Source organism: Mucilaginibacter sp. OK268, from assembly GCF_900103125.1.
Taxonomy (GTDB): domain Bacteria; phylum Bacteroidota; class Bacteroidia; order Sphingobacteriales; family Sphingobacteriaceae; genus Mucilaginibacter.
The window spans coordinates 800,441-821,845 of record NZ_FNJV01000002.1 but is presented as its reverse complement, the minus strand read 5'-3'; the positions used below and the strand labels follow the sequence as shown (position 1 = coordinate 821,845).

15 protein-coding genes are annotated in these 21,405 nt (G+C 42.6%); 9 read left to right on the top strand and 6 right to left on the bottom strand.

The window, feature by feature from the left end:
• Positions 1-165: 165 nt before the first annotated feature.
• Complete coding sequence (locus tag BLR84_RS09180; RefSeq protein ID WP_176852009.1) at positions 166-3,291, top strand: AsmA family protein; 3,126 nt, start codon at positions 166-168, stop codon at positions 3,289-3,291.
• Between the two features lie 51 nt (positions 3,292-3,342).
• On the opposite strand, the gene BLR84_RS09175 is transcribed toward BLR84_RS09180, so the two are convergent.
• Positions 3,343-3,807, bottom strand: coding sequence for a DUF417 family protein (locus tag BLR84_RS09175; protein ID WP_090467091.1), 465 nt, complete (start codon positions 3,805-3,807; stop codon positions 3,343-3,345).
• 260 nt (positions 3,808-4,067) lie between these two features.
• Complete coding sequence (locus tag BLR84_RS09170) at positions 4,068-5,027, bottom strand: TolB-like translocation protein (protein WP_143013874.1); 960 nt, start codon at positions 5,025-5,027, stop codon at positions 4,068-4,070.
• Positions 5,028-5,131: 104 nt separating this feature from the next.
• Here BLR84_RS09170 and BLR84_RS09165 point away from each other — a divergent pair, with 104 nt between their 5' ends.
• Complete coding sequence (locus BLR84_RS09165; RefSeq protein ID WP_090467088.1) at positions 5,132-6,448, top strand: DUF885 domain-containing protein; 1,317 nt, start codon at positions 5,132-5,134, stop codon at positions 6,446-6,448.
• A gap of 319 nt (positions 6,449-6,767) precedes the next feature.
• Here the strand turns inward: BLR84_RS09165 and BLR84_RS09160 are convergent, their stop codons facing one another.
• Positions 6,768-8,750, bottom strand: coding sequence for a phosphatidylinositol-specific phospholipase C domain-containing protein (locus BLR84_RS09160; protein ID WP_143013873.1), 1,983 nt, complete (start codon positions 8,748-8,750; stop codon positions 6,768-6,770).
• A gap of 117 nt (positions 8,751-8,867) precedes the next feature.
• Here BLR84_RS09160 and BLR84_RS09155 point away from each other — a divergent pair, with 117 nt between their 5' ends.
• Both BLR84_RS09155 and BLR84_RS09150 read left to right on the top strand, forming a co-directional pair.
• Positions 8,868-10,301: a hypothetical protein gene (locus tag BLR84_RS09155; RefSeq protein ID WP_090467084.1), complete on the top strand. Its 1,434-nt coding sequence runs from the start codon at positions 8,868-8,870 to the stop codon at positions 10,299-10,301.
• Between the two features lie 290 nt (positions 10,302-10,591).
• Positions 10,592-11,791 carry a BamA/TamA family outer membrane protein gene (locus tag BLR84_RS09150; protein WP_255366893.1) on the top strand — a complete coding sequence of 400 codons (1,200 nt, stop codon included), beginning with the start codon at positions 10,592-10,594 and terminating at the stop codon, positions 11,789-11,791.
• Here the strand turns inward: BLR84_RS09150 and BLR84_RS09145 are convergent.
• The gene (locus BLR84_RS09145; protein WP_090467080.1) at positions 11,788-12,585 is read right to left on the bottom strand and encodes a hypothetical protein; all 798 of its coding nucleotides are present in this window, start codon (positions 12,583-12,585) and stop codon (positions 11,788-11,790) included. The genes BLR84_RS09150 and BLR84_RS09145 overlap by 4 nt on opposite strands.
• A 161-nt stretch (positions 12,586-12,746) precedes the next feature.
• Between BLR84_RS09145 and BLR84_RS09140 the strand changes: the two genes are divergently transcribed.
• From BLR84_RS09140 to lysA, 3 genes are all read left to right on the top strand, one after another.
• Complete coding sequence (locus BLR84_RS09140; protein ID WP_143013871.1) at positions 12,747-14,201, top strand: S41 family peptidase; 1,455 nt, start codon at positions 12,747-12,749, stop codon at positions 14,199-14,201.
• Positions 14,202-14,341: 140 nt separating this feature from the next.
• Positions 14,342-15,652, top strand: coding sequence for an aspartate kinase (locus BLR84_RS09135; protein WP_090467076.1), 1,311 nt, complete (start codon positions 14,342-14,344; stop codon positions 15,650-15,652).
• A gap of 230 nt (positions 15,653-15,882) precedes the next feature.
• Positions 15,883-17,073 (top strand): diaminopimelate decarboxylase, encoded by a 1,191-nt coding sequence (gene lysA / locus BLR84_RS09130; RefSeq protein ID WP_090467075.1) that lies wholly within the window; start codon positions 15,883-15,885, stop codon positions 17,071-17,073.
• Between the two features lie 109 nt (positions 17,074-17,182).
• Here the strand turns inward: lysA and BLR84_RS09125 are convergent, their stop codons facing one another.
• A complete protein-coding gene (locus BLR84_RS09125; RefSeq protein WP_090467074.1) occupies positions 17,183-17,836 on the bottom strand; it encodes an HAD family hydrolase in 654 nt (217 codons plus the stop codon).
• A 200-nt stretch (positions 17,837-18,036) separates the two neighbouring features.
• Here BLR84_RS09125 and BLR84_RS09120 point away from each other — a divergent pair, with 200 nt between their 5' ends.
• The gene (locus BLR84_RS09120; RefSeq protein WP_076377605.1) at positions 18,037-18,231 is read left to right on the top strand and encodes a cold-shock protein; all 195 of its coding nucleotides are present in this window, start codon (positions 18,037-18,039) and stop codon (positions 18,229-18,231) included.
• A 308-nt stretch (positions 18,232-18,539) separates the two neighbouring features.
• Positions 18,540-18,938 (top strand): YtxH domain-containing protein, encoded by a 399-nt coding sequence (locus tag BLR84_RS09115; RefSeq protein WP_090467072.1) that lies wholly within the window; start codon positions 18,540-18,542, stop codon positions 18,936-18,938.
• A gap of 70 nt (positions 18,939-19,008) precedes the next feature.
• Here BLR84_RS09115 and BLR84_RS09110 read toward each other — a convergent pair whose 3' ends face one another.
• The gene (locus BLR84_RS09110; RefSeq protein ID WP_090467071.1) at positions 19,009-20,886 is read right to left on the bottom strand and encodes a M1 family metallopeptidase; all 1,878 of its coding nucleotides are present in this window, start codon (positions 20,884-20,886) and stop codon (positions 19,009-19,011) included.
• Between the last annotated feature and the right edge of the window lie 519 nt (positions 20,887-21,405).

Sequence of the window (21,405 nt, the reverse complement as noted above, 5' to 3'; positions counted from 1 at the left end):
CATTACGCCGTTACATGTGTATTTGATACACCCCCTCAATAATATTTATGCATTTAATCACCAGTTAAAACATTTTACCAATAAAGCTTAATAATAATTTTACCCACGGCGTTTGGCTTTTATCCTTATCTTCATGGCTCCTTATCTGCAATTACATTTATGCCGATGCCGATCAAAAAAATCATATTTAAAACGCTTAAAATAAGCGGTATTACACTGGTAAGCTTGCTGCTGCTGATGTTTCTATTACCATATCTTTTTCCGCAAACCATAACCAATAAGATTAAACAATGGGCGGGAGGCAGCATTAACGGTAAACTGAACTTTACAAGTACGCGCCTGTCGTTCTTTAAAAGGTTCCCGGCGCTTACCCTTACGTTAAATGATTTTTCGCTGGGCGGCAGCGCTCCCTTCCAGAATGATACCCTGGTGGCCGCCAAAGAGGTTTCGCTGGCGATAGATCTTTCATCGGTATTTAAAAGCAAGATCAATATCAATAAAATATACCTCAGCCAGGCGCTCATCAATATCCAGGTTGATAGCAGCGGTAAGGCTAACTACAATGTATATAAATCAAAAGATAGCAAGCCTGCCAACGCGGCGGATACCAGCAGCGCATCCTTGGGTATTGAACAGATACTGGTTGAAAAAAGCAGGTTGGTATATGATGATAAGTCAGTACCGACACAGATCAGTGCCAGCGACTTTAATTATAAAGGCAGCGGCGATCTGAGCAAAGATATTTTTGACCTGTCGAGCCACATCGCAGCAGCGTCTGTCGACTTTATTTATAATGGTAAAAGCTACGTTCATCATAAAAAAGTAAATGCCGATCTGGTCACCAGCATCAATACCAAATCACTGGCTTTTGCTTTTCAGAAAAACGACCTGCTCATCAATAAGCTCCCCGTTAAGTTTAAAGGCAGGTTTGAGTTCCTGAAAGAAGGGTATGATATGGATTTCCGTATCACCTCTGACCAGAACGATCTGGGTGATATTTTTACCGCCCTGCCTGCAGAGTATGAGAAATATGTAGACGATACCGATATCAGTGGTAATGGCAATATCCAGATAGCGCTTACCGGTAAATATATCGCCTCCAAAAATATTATGCCCGATCTTACTTTCAATATGAAGGTACGGGATGGTTCGGTAGTGAATAAAAACACGCCCGAGCCGGTGAAAAACCTGTTCATTAATATGGATGCTAAACTGCCGGGTCTTAATCCGGATAGCTTGAACCTTAATGTCGATTCGATATATTTTAACATCGGTAAAGATTATTTTGGCTCGGTGATCAAAGTGAAAGGTATTAAGGAACCGCAGATCTTCGCCAAGATCAATACCGAGATCGACCTGCAAAAATGGAATCGTGCCTTTGGCGTTAAGGCGGTTGATCTGAAGGGGCGTTATTCGCTACACCTGTTGGCCGAAGGTAAATATGCCAAAGGACTGAAGAGAACCGGCGGATTAAGACCAAAGACAGAAACGGTGATCACCAGTATTCCCAAATTTACTTTGCATTCTACGTTCAAGGATGGCTATATCAAATATGCCAATCTGCCCGAAGCGCTTAAAAATATCAGTTTTAACCTGAACGCCGCCTGTCCGGATCATGATATAGCCCATGCTACCCTGCAGGTGGATAACCTGAACGCCATTGCCCTCAACAACTACATCAAAGGATATTTAAAACTGAGCAATACCGCTGGGGCCATGATTGACGCGGGGCTTAAAACCAAATTCCACCTGGCTGATGTGAAGCAGTTTTTACCGGCCGACAGTGGTATGGATGTTCGTGGCGACCTGGATGCGGATCTGCTGATCAAAGGCAGATACATTCCCGAACACAGGATCTTCCCGGTTATGAATGCCAAACTGGAGCTGAAGAACGGCTATGTGCAAACCAAATACTACCCACATCCCGTTCAGGATATACAGGTGAGCGCCGATATTACCAACAACACCAGCTCATTAAAAGGACTGAAAGTGAACATCAAACCGGTGTCTTTTAATTTTGAAGGGCAGCCTTTTATGCTGAAAGCCGATCTGCATAATTTTGATGATCTGAATTACCGCATAGCCTCACGCGGGCAATTGGATATTGGTAAAATATATAAAGTATTTGCCCTGAAAGGTTATGATGTAAAAGGCTTTATCAGTACCAACTTTTCGTTAAAAGGTAAGCAAAGTGATGCCCTTGCCGGAAGATATAACCTGCTGGCTAACTCGGGCACTATGAAGGTGAGGGACATTACGCTCCGGTCGGAGTTATTCCCCAAACCATTCCTGATCAAAACAGGCCTGTTCAGCTTTAACCAGGATAAGATGAAGTTTGATCAGTTTACGGCTAATTACGGGAAATCGGTGATCGTTTTGAATGGTGCGCTATCCAACGTGATCGATTATGCCGTCAAACCAAATTCGGCATTGAAAGGGCAGTTTAATCTGCAAAGCGACCTGATCATAGCCGATGATTTTATGGCTTTTGCAGGTACGCCTGCTTCTGCCAAACCTACACCCACTAAATCAAATGGTGTTATCCTGGTACCTGCCAACCTCGACCTTGATTTTACAGCCAATGTAAAAAAAGTAAAATACATGGGGTTGGATATCAGCGATGCCAAAGGGCAAATGAGTATCAGCAATGGACAGATCATCCTTAAACAAACCGGCTTTACCCTGATAGGTGCGCCAGTGATAATGGACGCTACTTACGGCAGTACCACACCACAAAAGGCTTATTTTGATTATCACATTAATGCCAAAGAGTTTGATATACAACGTGCTTATAAAGAAGTAAAAATGTTTCATGATATGGCCTCATCGGCGGCGCATGTGCAGGGTATCGTGTCTTTAGATTATAAGTTGAATGGTAAGCTGAACGGTGATATGAGGCCGATTTATCCGTCTATAAAAGGAGGGGGAGTGCTTTCGGTTAAGAAGGTAAAACTATACGGCTTTAAGCTGTTCAGCGCGGTAGGCAAACAAACCGGGCATGACAGCCTGGCCAAAGGCGATGTATCTAAAGTGGATATCAAAAGCACCATCGCCAATAATATCATGACCATTGAACGTACCAAAATGCGTATGGCAGGTTTCAGGCCAAGGTTTGAAGGCCAGGTAAGCCTGGACGGCAAACTGAATCTGCAATTCAGATTAGGATTGCCGCCTTTCGGTATATTCGGTATCCCGATGACCATCACCGGCACCCAGGAAAACCCCAAAATAAAAATGGGCAAAGCTAAGAAGGAGGATGAGTTGAAGGAAACGGCGGATGACGATAAGTAATAAATAAAAAGGGGCGCTTAAAACCAAGCGCCCCTTTTTATTTACACCCAATTAAGCGATCTTTCTGCTGAAATGCCCTACTAAAAATAAAGACGCGCCCAGGATGCTGATATCTTTAACAAGGAAGGAACCAACGCCTGATGGTACTATTAATCCATCTATATGTTCAACAACGCCAGGTGTACTTAACAGAAACGTGCTGGTTACAAAAAAGATAAGCACACACAACAAACTGCCCCATAAACCTACTTTTGGTGAAAAGTTACCGGCCAATATGCCCAGTGCAGCGGTGATTTCCAGCACACCGATGATCGCTGATGTGGTTCTGACACTGAAAATGGAATACATCCAGCTCATGAGTGGACTGTTTTTTACCAGCCCGGCTATGCCGTTGCTTTCTGTTGGGGTAAATTTAAAGGCACCTATCCATAGCAGTATCAAAGCGATACCGAAACTTGATAAAATAAATGCAATGTTGTTGTCGTTGAGCCATTTGGCAAATTTTAATACTTTCATTTGATTGTTCTTAATGATGATTTTAGTTTAACAGAGCGCCCAGACGTTTTTCCTGGCAATTCTGAATGCTTAGTCGCACAGAAAGAATGATCCTTACAATATCAATGCACGATTTTTTTGTGCTTCGCCAAGTCACGAGTCAGCCATGCAGGGGCCCACAACACAAGACTTACGCCAAAAGAGATTTAACTATTTTACAATGCAACAGGAAGACGCAATGTTGCGTCTCTACAAGAAAAAACCCAGGCTAAAACAGTCTTTCACCACGCCGGGTTAAACTTTACCCAGTAAATATCATCATTACCATTGCCCGCCTCATTTAGCCGTGCCTTGATTTGCTCATAGGTGTTGTTTTTTCTGTTCAGCATTTGCGGGTTTAACCGTTTGCTGGTAAACAGGAGATATTTTTTATCCCAGGTTACAAAGGGGCAATAGTCAAGCACGGTAGTATTGATGGGCACGGGCAGGCGTTTTACCGGGAGCCAGTTACCGGCTTTATCTTTACGGCTGATGTACATATCGCCGCGACCCATATCATCCGGTCGGCCGTAGGATGAAAGCAGGATGAATTGCTCATCAGGATCAACAAAGGCGTTAAATTCATCGTATTTGGTGTTGATATCTTCGGGCAGGCTTTCGGGTTTGCTATATCCGGTAGGTGTCGCTTTAAAAAGTACTATATCCTCATCGCCCTTACCATAGTCAGCTTCTACGGTTATATACAGGTTACCGCTTTTGGTAATGCTGGGATAAAACTCATTTTTGGCGGTATTTACGGTTGGTCCCAGGTTTTCGGGTTTACCCCATGAGCCATTACTGGTTCGTTTAACCCGCCATATATCAAAATCTTTTCGGGCGCCGGTATCCTGCAAGGGCCTGTCTGATGAAAAATAGATCCACTGGCCATCCGGAGAAAACGCGGCTTCATGATCATTGTCGCGGCCCGAGAAAGAGGCTACCTCCGGCTTACTCCAATGGTTATTCTTTTTAACCAGGTGCAAAATAACACTCCCTACAATACGTGGCTGCTCCAGGGTAAAAAATATCTCATCACCTTTGGGCGATATGGTAAAATCACGATTGCTTAGTCCGTCGCTTAGTAGCCCTTTGGCAAAAATCCGGGGTGTATTTGTGGGCAATTGTGTATCCGGATAAACTATCTGGGCAAAGATATTACCATTGATCAGGATGAAAGTGAAAAGAGTAATTAGTTTGTGCATCAGATGGTTAGGGTTTATATCAAATATAATGTTTGCCAGGCCGTAAATCCTCCCCCTATCAGGGTGATTTAAAAGCACCTGCAAATAATTGAGTTTGTGTAACAATGGAGACAATTTTTGGTCATTACACCATGAAGACCTTTATAGCCACTATCAGCCTTTGTCTGCTTTTGTTATTCCATGCCAGCGAGCAACAAAAATTCGATGATTTTTGCAGCAAATTTGTGAATGGTTACAAGGCCCTCAACCTACCGGAGCTCGACCTGAGCTATGTGATAGGGCTGGAGCGCATTGGCTCGGCGGATGCCTTGCAGAAACAGCTTGAGTTTTTTAAATCGATACAGGCAGAGCTCGCCAACTATAAACCCGGAAAGCTAAGCCCTTCCCAAAAAACAGATTATGCGCTGATTGCTTATGAAACCAAACTCAACCTGGAACACCTGGCCTTAGAGCAGGATTGGCTCAAACATAAACCGGCGCAAATACCCGCAGGAGGCATTATCACCATACCCAATGGCAAAGCCTGGTACGCTTATTTATTAAAGCGTTGGGTTGATGCTGATGTTACCCCCGATCAGATCTATCAGTTTGGTTTGACCGAAGTTAGTCGGGTACAAAAACATATAGAAGCCGTTAGGGCAGAAACCGGTTTAAGGGAGGATGCTTTTTACAAGCATTTAAATGATTCCTCCTTTTTTGAAAAAGATCCGGGGCAGGTACAGCAGGCGTTTGAGCATACCAAGTCTGTTGTATATGGCAACTTATCCAAACTTTTTAACGATACCAGCATTCCTCCGTTAAAAATAGAAAAGGGAGCCGCTAAACAGTTGGCACAAACACCAGGATACTACAACAACGATACTTTTTACTATAACCTTTTCGATAAACCCTATAATAAGCGGCAGTTCGACTGGCTTTTTATTCATGAAGCTGTACCCGGGCACCATTATCAACTAAGTATAGTAGCGCAAACTAAAACTTCGGAAGTGCAAAAACTCTTTTTTTACGCGGGTTTTGCCGAAGGCTGGGCTGCCTATACCGAAGAACTGGGCAAACAGTTGGGGGCATACCAAACACCTTATGAAGAACTGGGCAAATGGGAGTGGGATATAGTACGGTCGGTTCGTGTACCACTTGATGTTGGACTAAACTATTACGGCTGGACCGACGCGCAGGCCCTGGCATTTTGGAAAAAGAACATCCGTAACCAGGATGATATCGCTCTGCGCGAAATAGCGCGCATGAGGCGCTGGCCCGCACAGGTGGTAACCTATAAATACGGTGCGCTGCAAATATTACATTGGAAAGAAGAGTTGCAAAAGAAACAGGGAAAGAATTTTAATATCAGGGATTTTCACTCCCGGGTGTTGGATCATGGCTCGTTGCCATTGTTTTTGGTAAGGGAGAACGTGTTTAGATAACGTAGTGGTGGTTCGTGCTGAACTTGTTTCAGCATCTCATGTTTAAGGTATCTGCTCTACTCGCGCACTTAACAAATGGGATCCCGAAATAAATTCGGGACGACTTTGTAGTTTTGCTATTCGTTCGTAGTAACTCCTTACCGCGCTTTTAGCCAATGCCCAAACTGATAACCCGCATAACCTATCTCATAGCCAATTTTTAATACTAGTACCATGATCAGTAAAACAAGTAGTATTTTATATATTGGTTTATTTTTAAATTGATCGAAATAAGGGCTGGTCATATATTAAAGTTTTAATAACCTAATATAAGTATTTTTTAATTATAAACCGGCGTTCCGTTCAGTTCAATACAATAATCGGTTATCCAGGCTCCGGCCACGTCAACATATAAAATATTGGGTTTATTGTTTTTGTTGATGGTACCCTTGCTTATCCATTCATTCAATTTTGCCGGCAGGTATTTGTTGCCAGACATAGCCAGGTCTGTTATGCTTTGATTTTTTTTGATCACATTGGTGAGCAGCATCATGCCGTTGATTACGGGATTCACTTTTTCGTCCTGAAAATCATTACATACCAAGGCTGCTTCGTCGCTACTTTGGGTAAGCTGCCAGTCGAGCCGTATCAGGTCGTTACCGTTTACGCCGTTCTTCATTGATGTGAAAAATAACTCCTCTGTACTCAGCAACTTGTTGATCTGGTTGGTGGCAGCATAGGTCCTCCGGATATTGAGAAAAGCTTTACTTTTATCAGCCATCGAGTTGGAGTCGATGAGTTTATCAGGATTGGCGTATTGCTCAAAAGTCACGATCACCTTGCCCGCCAGTTCGTTCAGCTTAATATGGTCAATACTTTTCGATTGGTTATTATAGATGCGCTCCTTACCCAGGGCCTGAAAAATAGAATCGGCGACCTTACTTGCCGATGCCTCTTTTGGGCAGAAATGACTGAAAGTTAAAATAATGAACTCCTTTTTATTACGACTGAGGAAAGTTTTAATGGAGTCAAGAATATCTTTAAAACGCTCGCCATATCCACCGCCCATGGCATCGGCCATACAATCGGATGAGCTGTGTTTGGTATAAATGCTGTTTTTAAATAAACCTACCCGCAGATCGAACATCCGGATACCGGCATGGAGTTGCTTGCCAATATTTTGTTTTTGAGTAAGCGTATTGCAGGGGTTGATGGAGCTTGCATGCTGCCCCCCGGTGCCGTTTAATGCCGACATGCCTGCGTCATGCGAACCGGGTATCACAATATCTTTAAGTGTAAGATTGCCTTTGGCTGGAAAAAGGGTATCCTCCATCCACCGGGCAGGGTCGTAATTGGAAAAGTAGCTTAGGTAAAGCGTTTGATCTTCGCCTACAAAGGCCATGATGAATTTTTTACTATCCACATTACAAACAGATACAGGGTAAGGTGTTCTAAAATAATCGGGTAAAGTATGCTCGGCAGCTGATCTGGTTTGTTCATCACCGGTAACATAATAAATTCGGTTATCCTTTTTGTTGCCTTTCCAGATATAAAACAGACGGGTTGTATTAAACAGGTGATAAATGGCTGGCGACGCTTTGGTTCTTGAGCCTGATACCGGAAATTGATCTGTCCATGTCCTGGTATCCGTATCAAAATCGGTGTAATAAATGCCCTGATCATTATAATAGCATAGTCTTACCGATTTATTAGATAGGGTAACTATAAAGGGATACTCCGGGCTCTTTTTATTGGGTACGGTTTGCAGCGTGGCCGGTTTAAGGATACCGCTGTCATCTGCGTCAATCAGGGCTACTACCATATCGTTCTTATTATCGGCATGTGAGGCAATCATCATCCGGTTGTTTATAACCGTGGCTGTAATGCCCGATCTTAGTTTAGGTGAACCTTCAAAGCTTACCGTATTGATGGTTTGTGTATTGAAAGTAGTATCGCTGTTATTGATAATATATTTTAATGATCCATCCTCACCCAGCCATAAAACATATATGTGGTTACTAACCACTCTTAAAACCGGTGCAAAGGCGCTTTTCTCTGTACCTGCTATTGTCTCGTTTTGCGAAAACCGGGTGTCATGCTGCTTCCCCAGGTAGCATACATGGATATTGCCGGTAGCACCCGCATCTTTCCAGGTAACAAAATAACCATTTTTAAAATTGGTGATGTCAATAGCCTTATCGGTGTGGGCCGTTGGCAAAAAATTAATGGGCTGACTAAAGCTCAGATTTTGCGCCTGTGTTTTTTTTGATACAGAGAAGGTCAAAAATAAAATGAGTGCTGTGCTAAGAAACAGAGACTTCATAGTAGCAGGTTTAGAGGGTTAATAGGGCATATTTAATCATTTCAATATTATAAATTTTTAGGTAATATTTTACTTTATAGTAAAATTATAATATTTTTATTTGAAAAAACTAAACCTATGCTAAAAACACTTGTCATTTTTTTAGGTGTGATTTTATTCCTGCAGGAAGTAAAAGCACAGGACGCCAACTATTGGTCGTCGAGTTATAACCCGGCCGGTTATTTAACTCCGGGAGCAGTGATCGCCTTTAACCGCGACAGCGGGGTGATGTTTTTGAACCCGGCTTTATTGGCTTACAATAATAAAAGTTCAGCTTCCATCAGCGGGTCTATTTACCAGTACGGTACTATTAAAATAAAGAATGGAGTTGGCTCCGGGCTCGATCTTAAATCAACATCGGCCAGTATCATCCCGCAAATAATATCAGCAACTATATCTTTAAAGGGCAAACACCCCTTTACAGTTGGCTATGCGCTTACCCATAACCCGGTGATGAGCTACCAGGCCACGCAGCAACGCGATGCTAAGTTCAATGTGCTTGATGATTCCTATAGCCCGGGTAACGAGAGCTTCCTTGGGCAATTTAAAAGGCTGAATAGTATCAATGAAACTTCGGGCATTATAAGCGGGGGGTTTAAAGCATCAGATCATTTTGCATTGGGTATATCGGCAGAGGCTCAGTTGCGTAAACAAAGTTTCAATTCCGATTTCAGTTCAAGGGCTTTGTATAATACCAGTAGCGTTACAAGTTTGCCACCAGTTGCCAATGCCGAAGAATCATACCTGGCATCTTATTTTCATGCAGGGATAAAGTTTAAAGCGGGTTTGGCCTATGATGTGGATAGGAGCCACCTGGGGCTCACCATATCATCACCGCTGTTGCATGTAACCGGCAGCGCAAGCATACTGAGTGATAATGTGGCTGGTAATATAAGACTTGCCGGCGATACGCTTAATATTTTAGCTAATTCCAGGCAGGAAAAGCTTAAGGCCACCTACAAAATGCCCCTGAGCGTAGGTTTTGGCTATGCCTATGATTTAAAAAACGGGCAAATTTATTTTGCCGCCGAGTATTTTAACAAGGTGAATGAATATAATCTGATAACACCTCGTAATCAAAGCTTTATAAGAGGAGATTTGCCTTTAGATGATTTTGCTTCGTCGTCGCTTAAATTTAAGGATGTAAGGAAATCAGTGTTCAATTTTGGGATAGGGGCAAGTTATTTGCTGCAGCCCGATGTAACTGGCTTTGTATCATTGCATACCGACTTTAATTATGCCGATAATAGCTTGTATAAGGATGGTGATGGCTATACTTCCAATACGGCCTATTACAATATTTACCATTGCCAACTTGGTGCTAATCTTAAAAAACGGAAGTTTAATTTCCGTACCGGGTTGTTATTATCTTATGGTACAACTAATAAGTATATGCAATACGTGAACTTTGATAACCCCAACGAGGGCAATTTTTTGGGTGGAGTGCCAATAAATACCAGTGCCTCACAGTTTTCAGTAGGTATAATGCTGTCATATATTCATAATTTATAAGGCAGGGCAACTGGTTATAAGTAATCTGCAAGGATGGTAAACAATTTAGGCGTCAAACATTTTATGGGTTTTAGGGTTTGAAATTTGTCCCTTACCTGAAACAACGGACGCGTAAATAAATTGAAAATTAAACATTTATCATTCTGGAAACGCCCTGCATAACAAATCGAAGATTTTATTTAGCATTTAATATTTTATTATGGGTACTATGGGCAGGTATACCTGATCATGCCCATGGTCAGACCGTCAGCGCCGATTCTTTAAAGAAAGATTCATTACGCAAAGTTGCCGTGAAGACCCAAAAAAAGGAAGCGGTAGCGCTATCCAAACAATATGATATTGGCGATCTGGCAAATACCATCTTTCATCCGCATAAAAAGCCAGATTCTGTTCTGAAAAAGCCATCAGGCATCACTATTATTCCTAATGTGGCTGCAAATCCTACAATCGGTTCCCAGCTGGGAATCAAGGCTGTGGCAGGCCGTAAATTAGGAAACGATCCGACCACGCTGTTGTCTGTAGCAGCCACATCGGCATCCATTACCACCAAAGGCATCATTTACTTTTACATCAACCACAATGTGTATACCCCGGGCAATAAATGGAACTTTCAGGGTAGCCTGGTAGCCGCTAAAACCGTTACGCCCGATTTTGGCCTGGGTATTGGCCGCCAAAATGTAGAGGGAACCGAAGCCGATAAAATATTGGCCGATCCGCAGCGTAAAGTGTATACGCTTAAATCGCTTTATTTTAATTTCAGGGAAAAGGCATATAAAGAGGTGTCGAAAAACCTTTTTGTAGGAGCGGGGGTGTCATTTGATATTCGTAGAAATATTGAAGCTAAAGATACCACCAATAAAATGACCCCATTCCGTATCTATAACGAACAACACGGGCTTCCCCAGGATCATTACTCGGCAAATGGCTTACTTTTTAATGTGCAGTATACCACCCGCGATAATCAGAACCGGGCATACAAAGGTATTTATGCAGATGCCGGTTTCCGTGTCAATCAAACCTGGATGGGCAGTACCAAAAGCGCGGTGCAGTTTACTACCGATTTCAGGAAATATTTTAGTCTGTCCGAAAGTCACCCCGAGCACGTGATCGCGTTCTGGAACTGGGGCTCTTATTTACTCGGCGGTACTTTGCCTTACCTGGAAGTTCCGGGTACCGCGCGCGATGGCAGTTTCCGGAGCGGCAGGGGATATACTTCTACTTATTTCAAGGGCACTCAATATAATTATTCAGAAGTAGAATACCGCTTCCCGATACTCCGGAATGGTTTTATAAGTGGGGTTACCTTCTTTAATCTTCAAACCGCTAATGACGAGCTGGGCACCAAACTGTTCCAGGTATGGCAACCCGGTGGTGGTGGCGGTTTACGGGTGCTGTTTAACAAGGCTACACGCACCAATTTGTGTTTGGATTATGCCTATGGTAAATATGGTTCCAAAGGGTTCTTTTTGGGCTTGAATGAGGCGTTTTAATGATCTGGTAATAACTCTATTTGTTTAGGGTTGGTAATGTTTACAGCGAATTTGCCTTTGTAAGCTATCACCCTACCTTTTACGCAGATCTGCCTGTTTAAAAAGGCGGTTTGCGGTACAACCTTAAATTTACCAGTCACGTTGTCTTTAATGAGTATGGTTAAAGTACTGTCGCTTAAATACAGTTCGGTGAGTGTTTTATTAGCAGAGAGCTTTGTGCCTGAAACAAGATCGCAATACCATATCTTTTTGTTAAGCTTGGCTGAAAAATGCTTGTAGTTTTCTTTTTTCATATTCGCCGGATCAGGAGGAAGTAGCCGGACACTGGTAATGCGCACCTTTGAACGTTTGCTGGTATCCCGTTGCATTTTGATTATATTCTTAAAATAGGAAGGCCATGTTCCCGATCCATCTTCAGGGCTAAAAAAACTACTGATCACTTTGGGCTTATCATGGTTTCCGGCCACTATACCATATATAATTATTGTAGTGTCTTTAAGTTGTTTAAGGATATACTGTTTAGTTTCAGGATAAGTGTAGATGAACTCCACTGTGACAGGCTTATGGTTTGAAACCGAATCAATCCGGGCTATGATGATATTTTGGCTACCTATCGCTTTAAAATCGTGCAGACGGCCATAAACACAAACTGTATCGCCTATATGGTCAGGTATTTCTTTTATTTCCAGGTATTTGACTTTGAAAATATCGATATCCGTTTTGAGAGTATTTTGCGCCGAAGCCTGGTAAATGAACAGATTGATGAAGATGATAATAAGGCTGAGGTATTTCATATGATGAAGATAAGGAAAAAGTAGTGCTGGTTTAATGCTCAAAACAATAACAAACCATACTAATGCCTCATGGTTTCTTGTGTGAAGATTTGATTAAGAAACAAAGTTTTTACTTAGCGTAGTTGGGATAATTTTTATTTTTATCTAAAAACCATTCCCTATTGAAACGCTTAAAACAAGGCATGTTTGTGTTGCTACTACTAATAGCAGGAAAGCTCAGCGCACAGGTAGATACTACTTATAATCCCGCCAAAACCTATACGCAAACACAGCTCCTTGAGGATCTTACGTTTCTGAAAAATGTATTGGTAGAAGCACATGCCAGTTTGTATCGTTACCAAAGTAAAGCTGCTTTGGACAGTACTTTTTTAAATGCTACCGCACTGATCAATAAACCAATGACCGAAATTGAATTTTGGAGGGTATTACAGCCGGTTATTGCCGGCATCCGCTCGGGGCATACGGGGCTATTTTATTCCCGGGCTCATATCAACTGGCAGAATAAGTACCCGGTTGACCATCTGACGCAGTTTCTGACGGTTGAAGATGACAAATTACTTTTGCGGATAAAAAGTACTAAAGATACATCCAAGCGTTACATCTTGACAGTAAAAAGTATAGATGGTTTGCCAACAGATCAAATCATCTCCACATTAAAAAAATATGTATCGGGTGAGGGACTAAGTGAACAATGGACCAATTATCAATTGCAGGGTGGTAGTTTTAGTTTTGTATATGGTAATGTGTTTGGCTATAAACCGGTTTATGACCTTGAGGTTGTCGATACTTTAAATAAGCACAGTATCCTGCACATGAAAGCATTTCATGCTAAACGCACGATGGGAGCCGACCAGATCAAGCAACAGCTGGAAAAAACAATGGATGAGCTTGACAAGGTGGTGTCAGTTGATTATCCGGCAGGTGTGCCATTAACGGCAGTATTAAAGATCAAGGGCTTTTCTTATTTTAATTACTACCTGAGTTTTCATGAACAGTTTTTTAAGCGGATGCAGGATGATAAAATTAAGAACCTGGTGATTGATATTCGTGGTAATACCGGTGGCCTTGCCGTTATTGGTGGCGATTTGATGCGTTATCTGGTTAAAAACGAATTTACTCAGGTAGAAGCGGTGCAGGTGCCGGTTAACAAGATCACATTTAATGATTATATACTACATGATGCCGGAAATGATATGCCACAGAAAACCACGGATAAAGTGCAGCCGTATGACTATAGCTGGCACCAATACCCCAAGTTATATCCTGCAGCGGAATATCATTTTGATAAAAAAATTTATTTGTTGGTCGATAAAGGCACGTTTTCAGCAGGGAGCATATTTGCGGCCAGTTTAAAAAATCAATGTAAGGTAACGGTTATCGGCGAAGAAACCGGTGGAGCCGAAGCTGGATCTGATGGCGGTTTTTCTACTATAAAATTACCCAATAGCCGCCTGTTGCTCCATTTGCCCCGATTTTGGGAAAGCACGACAGCAAGTAATCATCACTCCAAACACGGCTTGATACCCGATATTGTTGTTAAAAACCATATCAGCACAACAAAGAATAATGATGCGGTAATGAAAAAAGTAAAGGAGCTGATACTGGACTCTAAATAAATAGAGCGGAATGGGTTCATTTTTATAAAAGATTTAATTTGGTCTGATATAGGCTATAAGTATTTTAAAATCTTATTTTTAGCGCCTCAAATACCGGCACCTTTTTTAGCCGGTATACAATGGAAAATACAAGCTAAAAAATGAAAGTTTTAAAATTTGGCGGAACATCGGTGGGTAGCCCCGCACGTATGAAAAATCTGCTCGACATCATTAATCCTTCCGAACGACAGATCGTTGTGCTTTCGGCAGTATCAGGTACCACCAATAACCTGGTTGAAATTGGACAAGCTTATCTTACAGGCGATAAGCAGAAGGCCATTACTCTCATTAAGCTACTGAAGGATAAGTACGAACTGTTTATTAAAGAACTATTTACTGATGACGAATTTTTAAAACAAGGCAAAGAGGTTATCGATTACCATTTTTCGGTGCTCAGCAACCTCGCTAATGACCTGTTTACCACTATCGAAGATAAGATCATCCTGGCCCAGGGCGAATTACTGTCGACCACGCTATACCATGTTTACCTGAAGCAGATCGGTGTGCCATCGGTACTGTTACCCGCGCTTGATTTTATGAAGATTGATGAGGATAACGAACCTGTTGTTGATCATATCACCGAAAAACTAATCCCACTGCTGGATAAGCACCCCGAAGTGAACCTGTTCATCACCCAGGGTTTTATTTGCCGCAATGCTTTTGGCGAGGTAGATAACCTGCGTCGCGGCGGCAGCGACTACACTGCGTCATTAATAGGCGCCGGCATCCGCAGCGAAGAAGTACAGATCTGGACCGATATTGATGGCATGCATAATAACGATCCGCGCATCGTAAAAGGTACACAGCCCATTGCCCAGCTTTCATTTGATGAAGCAGCCGAGTTGGCTTACTTTGGAGCCAAGATACTGCACCCGCAAAGCGTATTCCCGGCACAAAAATATAAGATCCCGGTGCGCCTGCTTAATACCATGGATCCAAAGGCCCAGGGTACACTCATTACCAACACCAGTGAGAAGGATAAGATCAAATCAATTGCCGCTAAAGATGGTATTACGGCCATCAAGATCCAATCAAGCCGGATGCTGCTGGCACATGGTTTTTTACGTAAGGTATTTGAGGTATTTGAGCGTTACAAAACATCCATCGATATGATCACCACCTCAGAAGTGGCCGTATCTTTAACTATCGATGATACTACTTACCTGGGCGAGATCACCACGGAACTTAACGCTTTTGGTTCGGTTGAGCTGGATGTGAACCATACCATCATTTGCGTGGTAGGTGATTTTGGCGCCGAAAAACACGGATACGCGGCAAGGGTATTGGAGGCTGTAAAGCATATCCCGCTGAGGATGATATCATACGGCGGCAGCGATCATAACCTGTCGTTACTGGTAAAAACCGAGGATAAGATAGAAACACTGAGGAGCCTGCATAACAGGTTGTTTTAATATTTCGGATTAACTTCGTTGAGGGCTTCGCCGTTTCGGAGTCTCGATTTCGGATTTACCGCAGTAAAAAGTAAGTGCCAATAACAGCAAATGCCGCTGCTATCCCGGTATTTAAGAGTAAAAGTTTTAAAGTAAGTTTTCTGTCGTGGTATAATTTATAGCTGGATAAAAGGCCAAAAAGTACAGAAACGGATAAACACAATATAACAGACAGATTATTCATCATTGCTATGTTTAGTAAAGCTAATATAAATAAATTTCAAGAGTTAGACACCCCGTTCTATTACTACGACCTGGAGGTATTGCGCCAAACGCTTACTGCTGCCCGCGATGCTTCGGCTAAGCATGGGTTTCATGTACATTATGCCATGAAGGCCAATTTTAACCCGCGCGTGCTGGATATGATCCAATCCTTTGGTTTTGGTGCCGATTGCGTGAGCGGTAACGAAGTAAGAGCGGCTATTGACCGTGGTTTTGACAAAGGCAAAATTGTGTTTGCAGGCGTAGGTAAATCAGACAAAGAAATAAACCTGGCCCTGGCTGCTGATATCTTTTGCTTCAATGTAGAGTCGGTACAGGAACTGCATATTATTGATGGACTGGCTGCGGCTAAAGGTAAAAAGGCCAAGGTAGCTATCCGCATCAATCCTAATGTCGATGCGCATACCCATCATTTTATTACTACAGGTCTCGACGAAAATAAGTTCGGCATTAATATATGGCAACTGCCCGATGTAGCCACTGCTTTGCGCCAATGTAAAAACCTGGAGTTTTTAGGGATTCATTTCCATATCGGTTCGCAAATTACCGACCTGGAAGTATATAAAAACCTGTGTACCCGCATCAACGAAATGCAGGACTGGTTCGAGGATCATGGTTTCCCGGTTAAAGTGCTTAACACCGGTGGTGGCCTGGGGGTTGATTATTATAACCCTGATGGCAATATAGCCGATTTTGAGAACTATTTCCAGGTGTTCAAAAACTTCCTGAATGTAAAACCCGGTCAGGAAGTGCATTTTGAGTTGGGCCGTGCGCTGGTGGCTCAAAGTGCATCTTTGATATCACGGGTACTGTATGTAAAAAATGGACAGAAGAAAAATTTCCTGATATTGGACGCTGGCATGACCGAACTCATGCGCCCTATGCTTTACCAGGCTTATCACCAGATAGAAAATTTGAGTCAAGAGTCAAGAACCAAGAGTCAAGAAAAAACTCACCACTCACCGCTCACTGCTCACCACTTAAAATACGACGTAGTAGGTCCTATCTGCGAAAGCACTGATTGTTTCCAGAAGGATGTGGAATTCCCCGAATCATTCCGCGGAGACCTGATTGCCATACGCACAGCTGGCGCTTATGGCGAGGTAATGGCATCGGGTTATAACCTGCGCGATAGAGTTGGGAGTATATACTCGGAGTAATACCCCTCCCAACCCTCCCCAAAGGGGAGGGCTTTGATAAAATTTATCCGGCTGTCTGTGTCCTCACAGGCGGCTTTTGTCCTTTTATCTTTATTCCTTGCTCCGATCCTTACCCCAATATCTCTTTAAAATACCCATCCGTAAAATCTGCTGCGAAGTGCAGTACGTTGGATAGTTTTTCAAATTCGTGCGGTTCATGGGTAGTTGTGATCACTACAGCGTTCATCCCGGCATTGGCGGCAGCTTCGGCGCCTTTGGGTACATCTTCAAATACAATGCAGTCGGTAGGGTTTGTATTAAGTAGGGTAGCGGCTTTCAAAAATGTTTCGGGATGTGGTTTGCTTAACAATACATCATCGGCGCTCACAATGGCCTTAAAATAATGCCTGATGTTCAGATTATCCAACACAAAGTTGATATTAAAAGGGATAGCTGCCGAACCGATGGCCATGGGGATACCCTGCTGATAGGTGGCCTCTAAAAATTCCAGTAGACCTGGTAAAAGGGCCAGGTGCGGTAAAAACTCCTGCTGGTATTTCTCCTCCTTTTCGTACGATAGTTTGTTCATCTCCTCTAAAGTGAACCTGTCGGGCCCAAACATGCGTACCAGCACCTCCGGATTTTTGCCATACATCTGCTGCTTTACTTCGTCCCAGGTAAAATTGCCTCCCAGCTGGCCATTCAGTAAGGTTTGCCAGGCTTTGGTATGGTAGGGCATGTCATTGATCATGGTTCCGTTAAGGTCGAAAATAAAGGCTTTCATGTATGTGAATTTTTTTGGCAAACATACCTATTTTGAAAATTAACCCGGGTGGGTGATCGTTCATGGTTCGGTAATTTTTTTTAAATGATCTTATGGTCTGTAAATAAGTTGTTTAACTAATTGTGGCTACGGTGGGTTCGCCCGGTAGGGTTGGGTTTATAAAATATTGTTGTACCTTGCGGCCTTTAATAAATAAAATAATGCAAAAAGAAGGAACAGTAAAATTTTTCAATGAAACAAAAGGTTTTGGTTTTATTACACCAGCAGGTGGTGGTCAAGACATCTTTGTTCATTCAACAGGCCTGATCGATGAAATCCGTGAAAATGATAAAGTAGAGTTTGAAGTTGAGAACGGAAGAAAAGGTTTAAATGCGGTAAATGTAAAAGTTATTTAATTATAATATAACCATTAAGCATACAGGCATCCACTTAGTGGATGCCTTTTTTGTGCACCTCACCCAACCCTCTCCAAAGGAGAGGGCTTTAAAACCAGTTGAGGAAAGTCCTCTCCTTTGGAGAGGATTTAGGTGAGGCTTCCTCTTTCCGCCGCAGCGATGACAGGGTGAGTCGATTTGCGCAATATCCCATAAACTATTGTACAGTCTTAAGTCTTGATTCTTATCTCTTGACTCTTTCCCAATAAAACTGGCATTGTTGTTGTTTACATCAATACAGGTTAAATCATCTAACTAAAAAATTGAACATGAAAGATCAAGCAAAAATTATAGCAGCACTTTTAGTAGGCGCAGCGGCTGGTGCCGCATTAGGTTTATTACTGGCTCCTGAAAAGGGCGGAGACCTGAGAGAAGACATTGCCGATTATATCAATGATCTGGTTGACACCGCTAAAAACAAAGCGCAATCAACTGCTCATGATATCAAAGAATATGGCAGCAATGCCGTTGACAGGGCAAAATCAAGATTTAGCGGTACTGTTAGCGATTTGCGTGATCGTGGCGAAGAGGTTGTTGACGCAGTGAAATCAAAGGTTCATGATGTAGCCGGTAAGGCAAAAGACCTGGGTGATGATGCTGTAAATGAGGCAAAATCAAAAGTGAAAAACACTGCCGACAATTGGAACGATTCTGTACAGGGCGCATAATTTTTAGGACTACCATACAACAGAAAAGCCCGGCAAATGCCGGGCTTTTCTGCTTCAGCACGTTATTATTTTATTTTTTAACCGTGAATTTATTGTTACTAAGGTCGGCATCCATAAATATGCCGCCATCCAATTCGGCCGATTGTATGGCTTTGGTGGTTTTGATGCTCACGCTGATCTGCTTTTGGTTTTTCTCCCAAACACCAGGCGTTTGGTGCACGCTTTCGGTGGTACCATCAGCATAAGTTAGTTTAATATCAAACGGAACGGCAAAACCGCCGATGTTTTTGATGGATGCAGTGTAACCACCGTTCACTTTACTCAGGTTTTGCAACGCCAGGTCGATATAATAATTGGTGAAGAACCAGTTATTAAAGAACCAGTTGAGGTTACGGCCCGACACACTGGTCATAGAATTAAAATAATCCCATGGGATAGGGTGTTTGCCATGCCAACGATCCATGTAGCCATGTAAAGCTTTTTTGAACAAGGCATCGCCCAGCATATCTTTCAACGCGAAATAGCTTAAGGATGGCTTGCCATAGGAGTTATTGCCATAACCACCCCTTAACTCGCTTGAAGGAGTTATTACCGGCAGATCTTCGGCGGTAGAGGCATCATTGATCCATCTTTCAACCCTGAAGTTTTTATACAGGGCGTCGGCTTTTTCCTGGCCAACTTCTGATGCACCTATCAGGCGTTCAAAAGTGGTTGCCCAGCCTTCGTCCATAAAGGCATAACGGCTCTCGTTGATACCCATGTAAAAAGGAAAATAGGTATGCGCTATCTCGTGATCTTGTACAAATTGCGAAAAGCGGATATCGGCGTTATGGCTGTCGTTTACCATCATAGGGTATTCCATATCGGCAAAACCCTGAAAAGAGGTCATTTTGGGGAAAGGATAAGGTATACCCGGCCAGTTGTGTGATAACCAGCTTAACGAATTACGGCCATTTTGTACGGCATGATGAAAATCTTCGGCATTATCTAAAAACGCGGCCTGCATGCTGGCCCTGCGCCGGGTGGCATCATCAACAATGGTGCTGGCAGCATCCCAAACATAATGATCGCTGATGCCAACAGCCATATCGCTGATGTCATTTGCTTTCCATATCCAGGTATTTACGTCGTTCTGAGCAGTGATGCTTTTACTGGCCAGGTCGGCGGCTGTAGCCACATGTATGGTGGAATCGCTGATCATGGATGCCTGTAAACGTTTGGCATACTCGGGTTGCAGCACCTGGTTAGGGTTTTGCAAGGTTCCTGTCGCCCAAACTATATAGTTCTTTGGCGCTTTTACCTGCAGGGTGTAGTCGTTAAAGTCGTTATAAAATTCCTGGGCATCTAAAAACGGAAGCCTGTCCCAGCCATTATAATCGTCATAAACAGATACGCGTGGATAAAAATAGGCCAGGTAATAAGTAGTAGAGTCGATCATCCCTTCACGACCGCTTTCTTTAGAGATCTGGAAATGCCAGGCAATATCCAGCTTAACCGAATCATGTGGCATCAGCGGTTTTAACAGGCCAACCATTTGGTTGGTAGAGGCTATGGCGTTATTGATCTTTTTAGCCTTGCCATTGATCAGGAAAGTATCTATTTGTATGCCCGGGGTTAAATAATCGGGTTGGGCATTGCCCATGCGGGCGACACCCGGTTTGTGAATGTTTAATATGAGCTTCATATTAAGCGATTTCAAGGTATCCGGACTATTGTTAATGTAGGTGATCTGCTCGGTTCCCTTAATATCCCTGCTGGGTGGCAGGGCGGTAATGGTAATGTTATACCGGCCATAGTTTTGCCAGTAATTTTTTCCGGGTTTGCCATCGGCAGAGCGGGTTCCGTTTTTGAAGGCGTGTTGTATATCCCTTGGCATATACAAATCCTGCGCCTGTACCTGTGCCAGCATCAGGCAGGCAAAGGCCGATAGAATAATAGATTTGATCATGTTCTTAGTTAATTCAAATGCAAATTAATGTAAATCAATTGATAATTAATAAGCGATTATCATGAATTTAAAATACAGGTTTATAGGACTCCGGAAAGGGGAAACAGAGCTGTTATTTATGATTTCGTAACAAATTTGTAACAAAGGTTATTTTCCTATGAAATCGGTTGCGTAGGTGGGGTATAATTTTTTACCTTTGTTTAAGTTATTTTAATAGGGGTATTAAATAACTAATATTTAAGCCATCCGCTTTACTGCGGATGGCTTTTTTTATATGATCCAGCTCATATAAGCCTAAGCTATCAAGACTCTGATTAAGCTTTTATGCAGGGCTTTTAAAACCTGTAACAGTTTTGGGCTAAAGCCTTTTTAAAAGCTTTAATTTAACCGTTGGCTGAAGCCAAACGGCAATGAATAAAGTTTAAGCTCAAGATGGCGTTAAAATTCATTGCCGGGCGGAAAAGATAAATTGAAAGGAGGCTTTAGTCCCATAAAGTTTAAAAGGTTATTTCCCTGCTT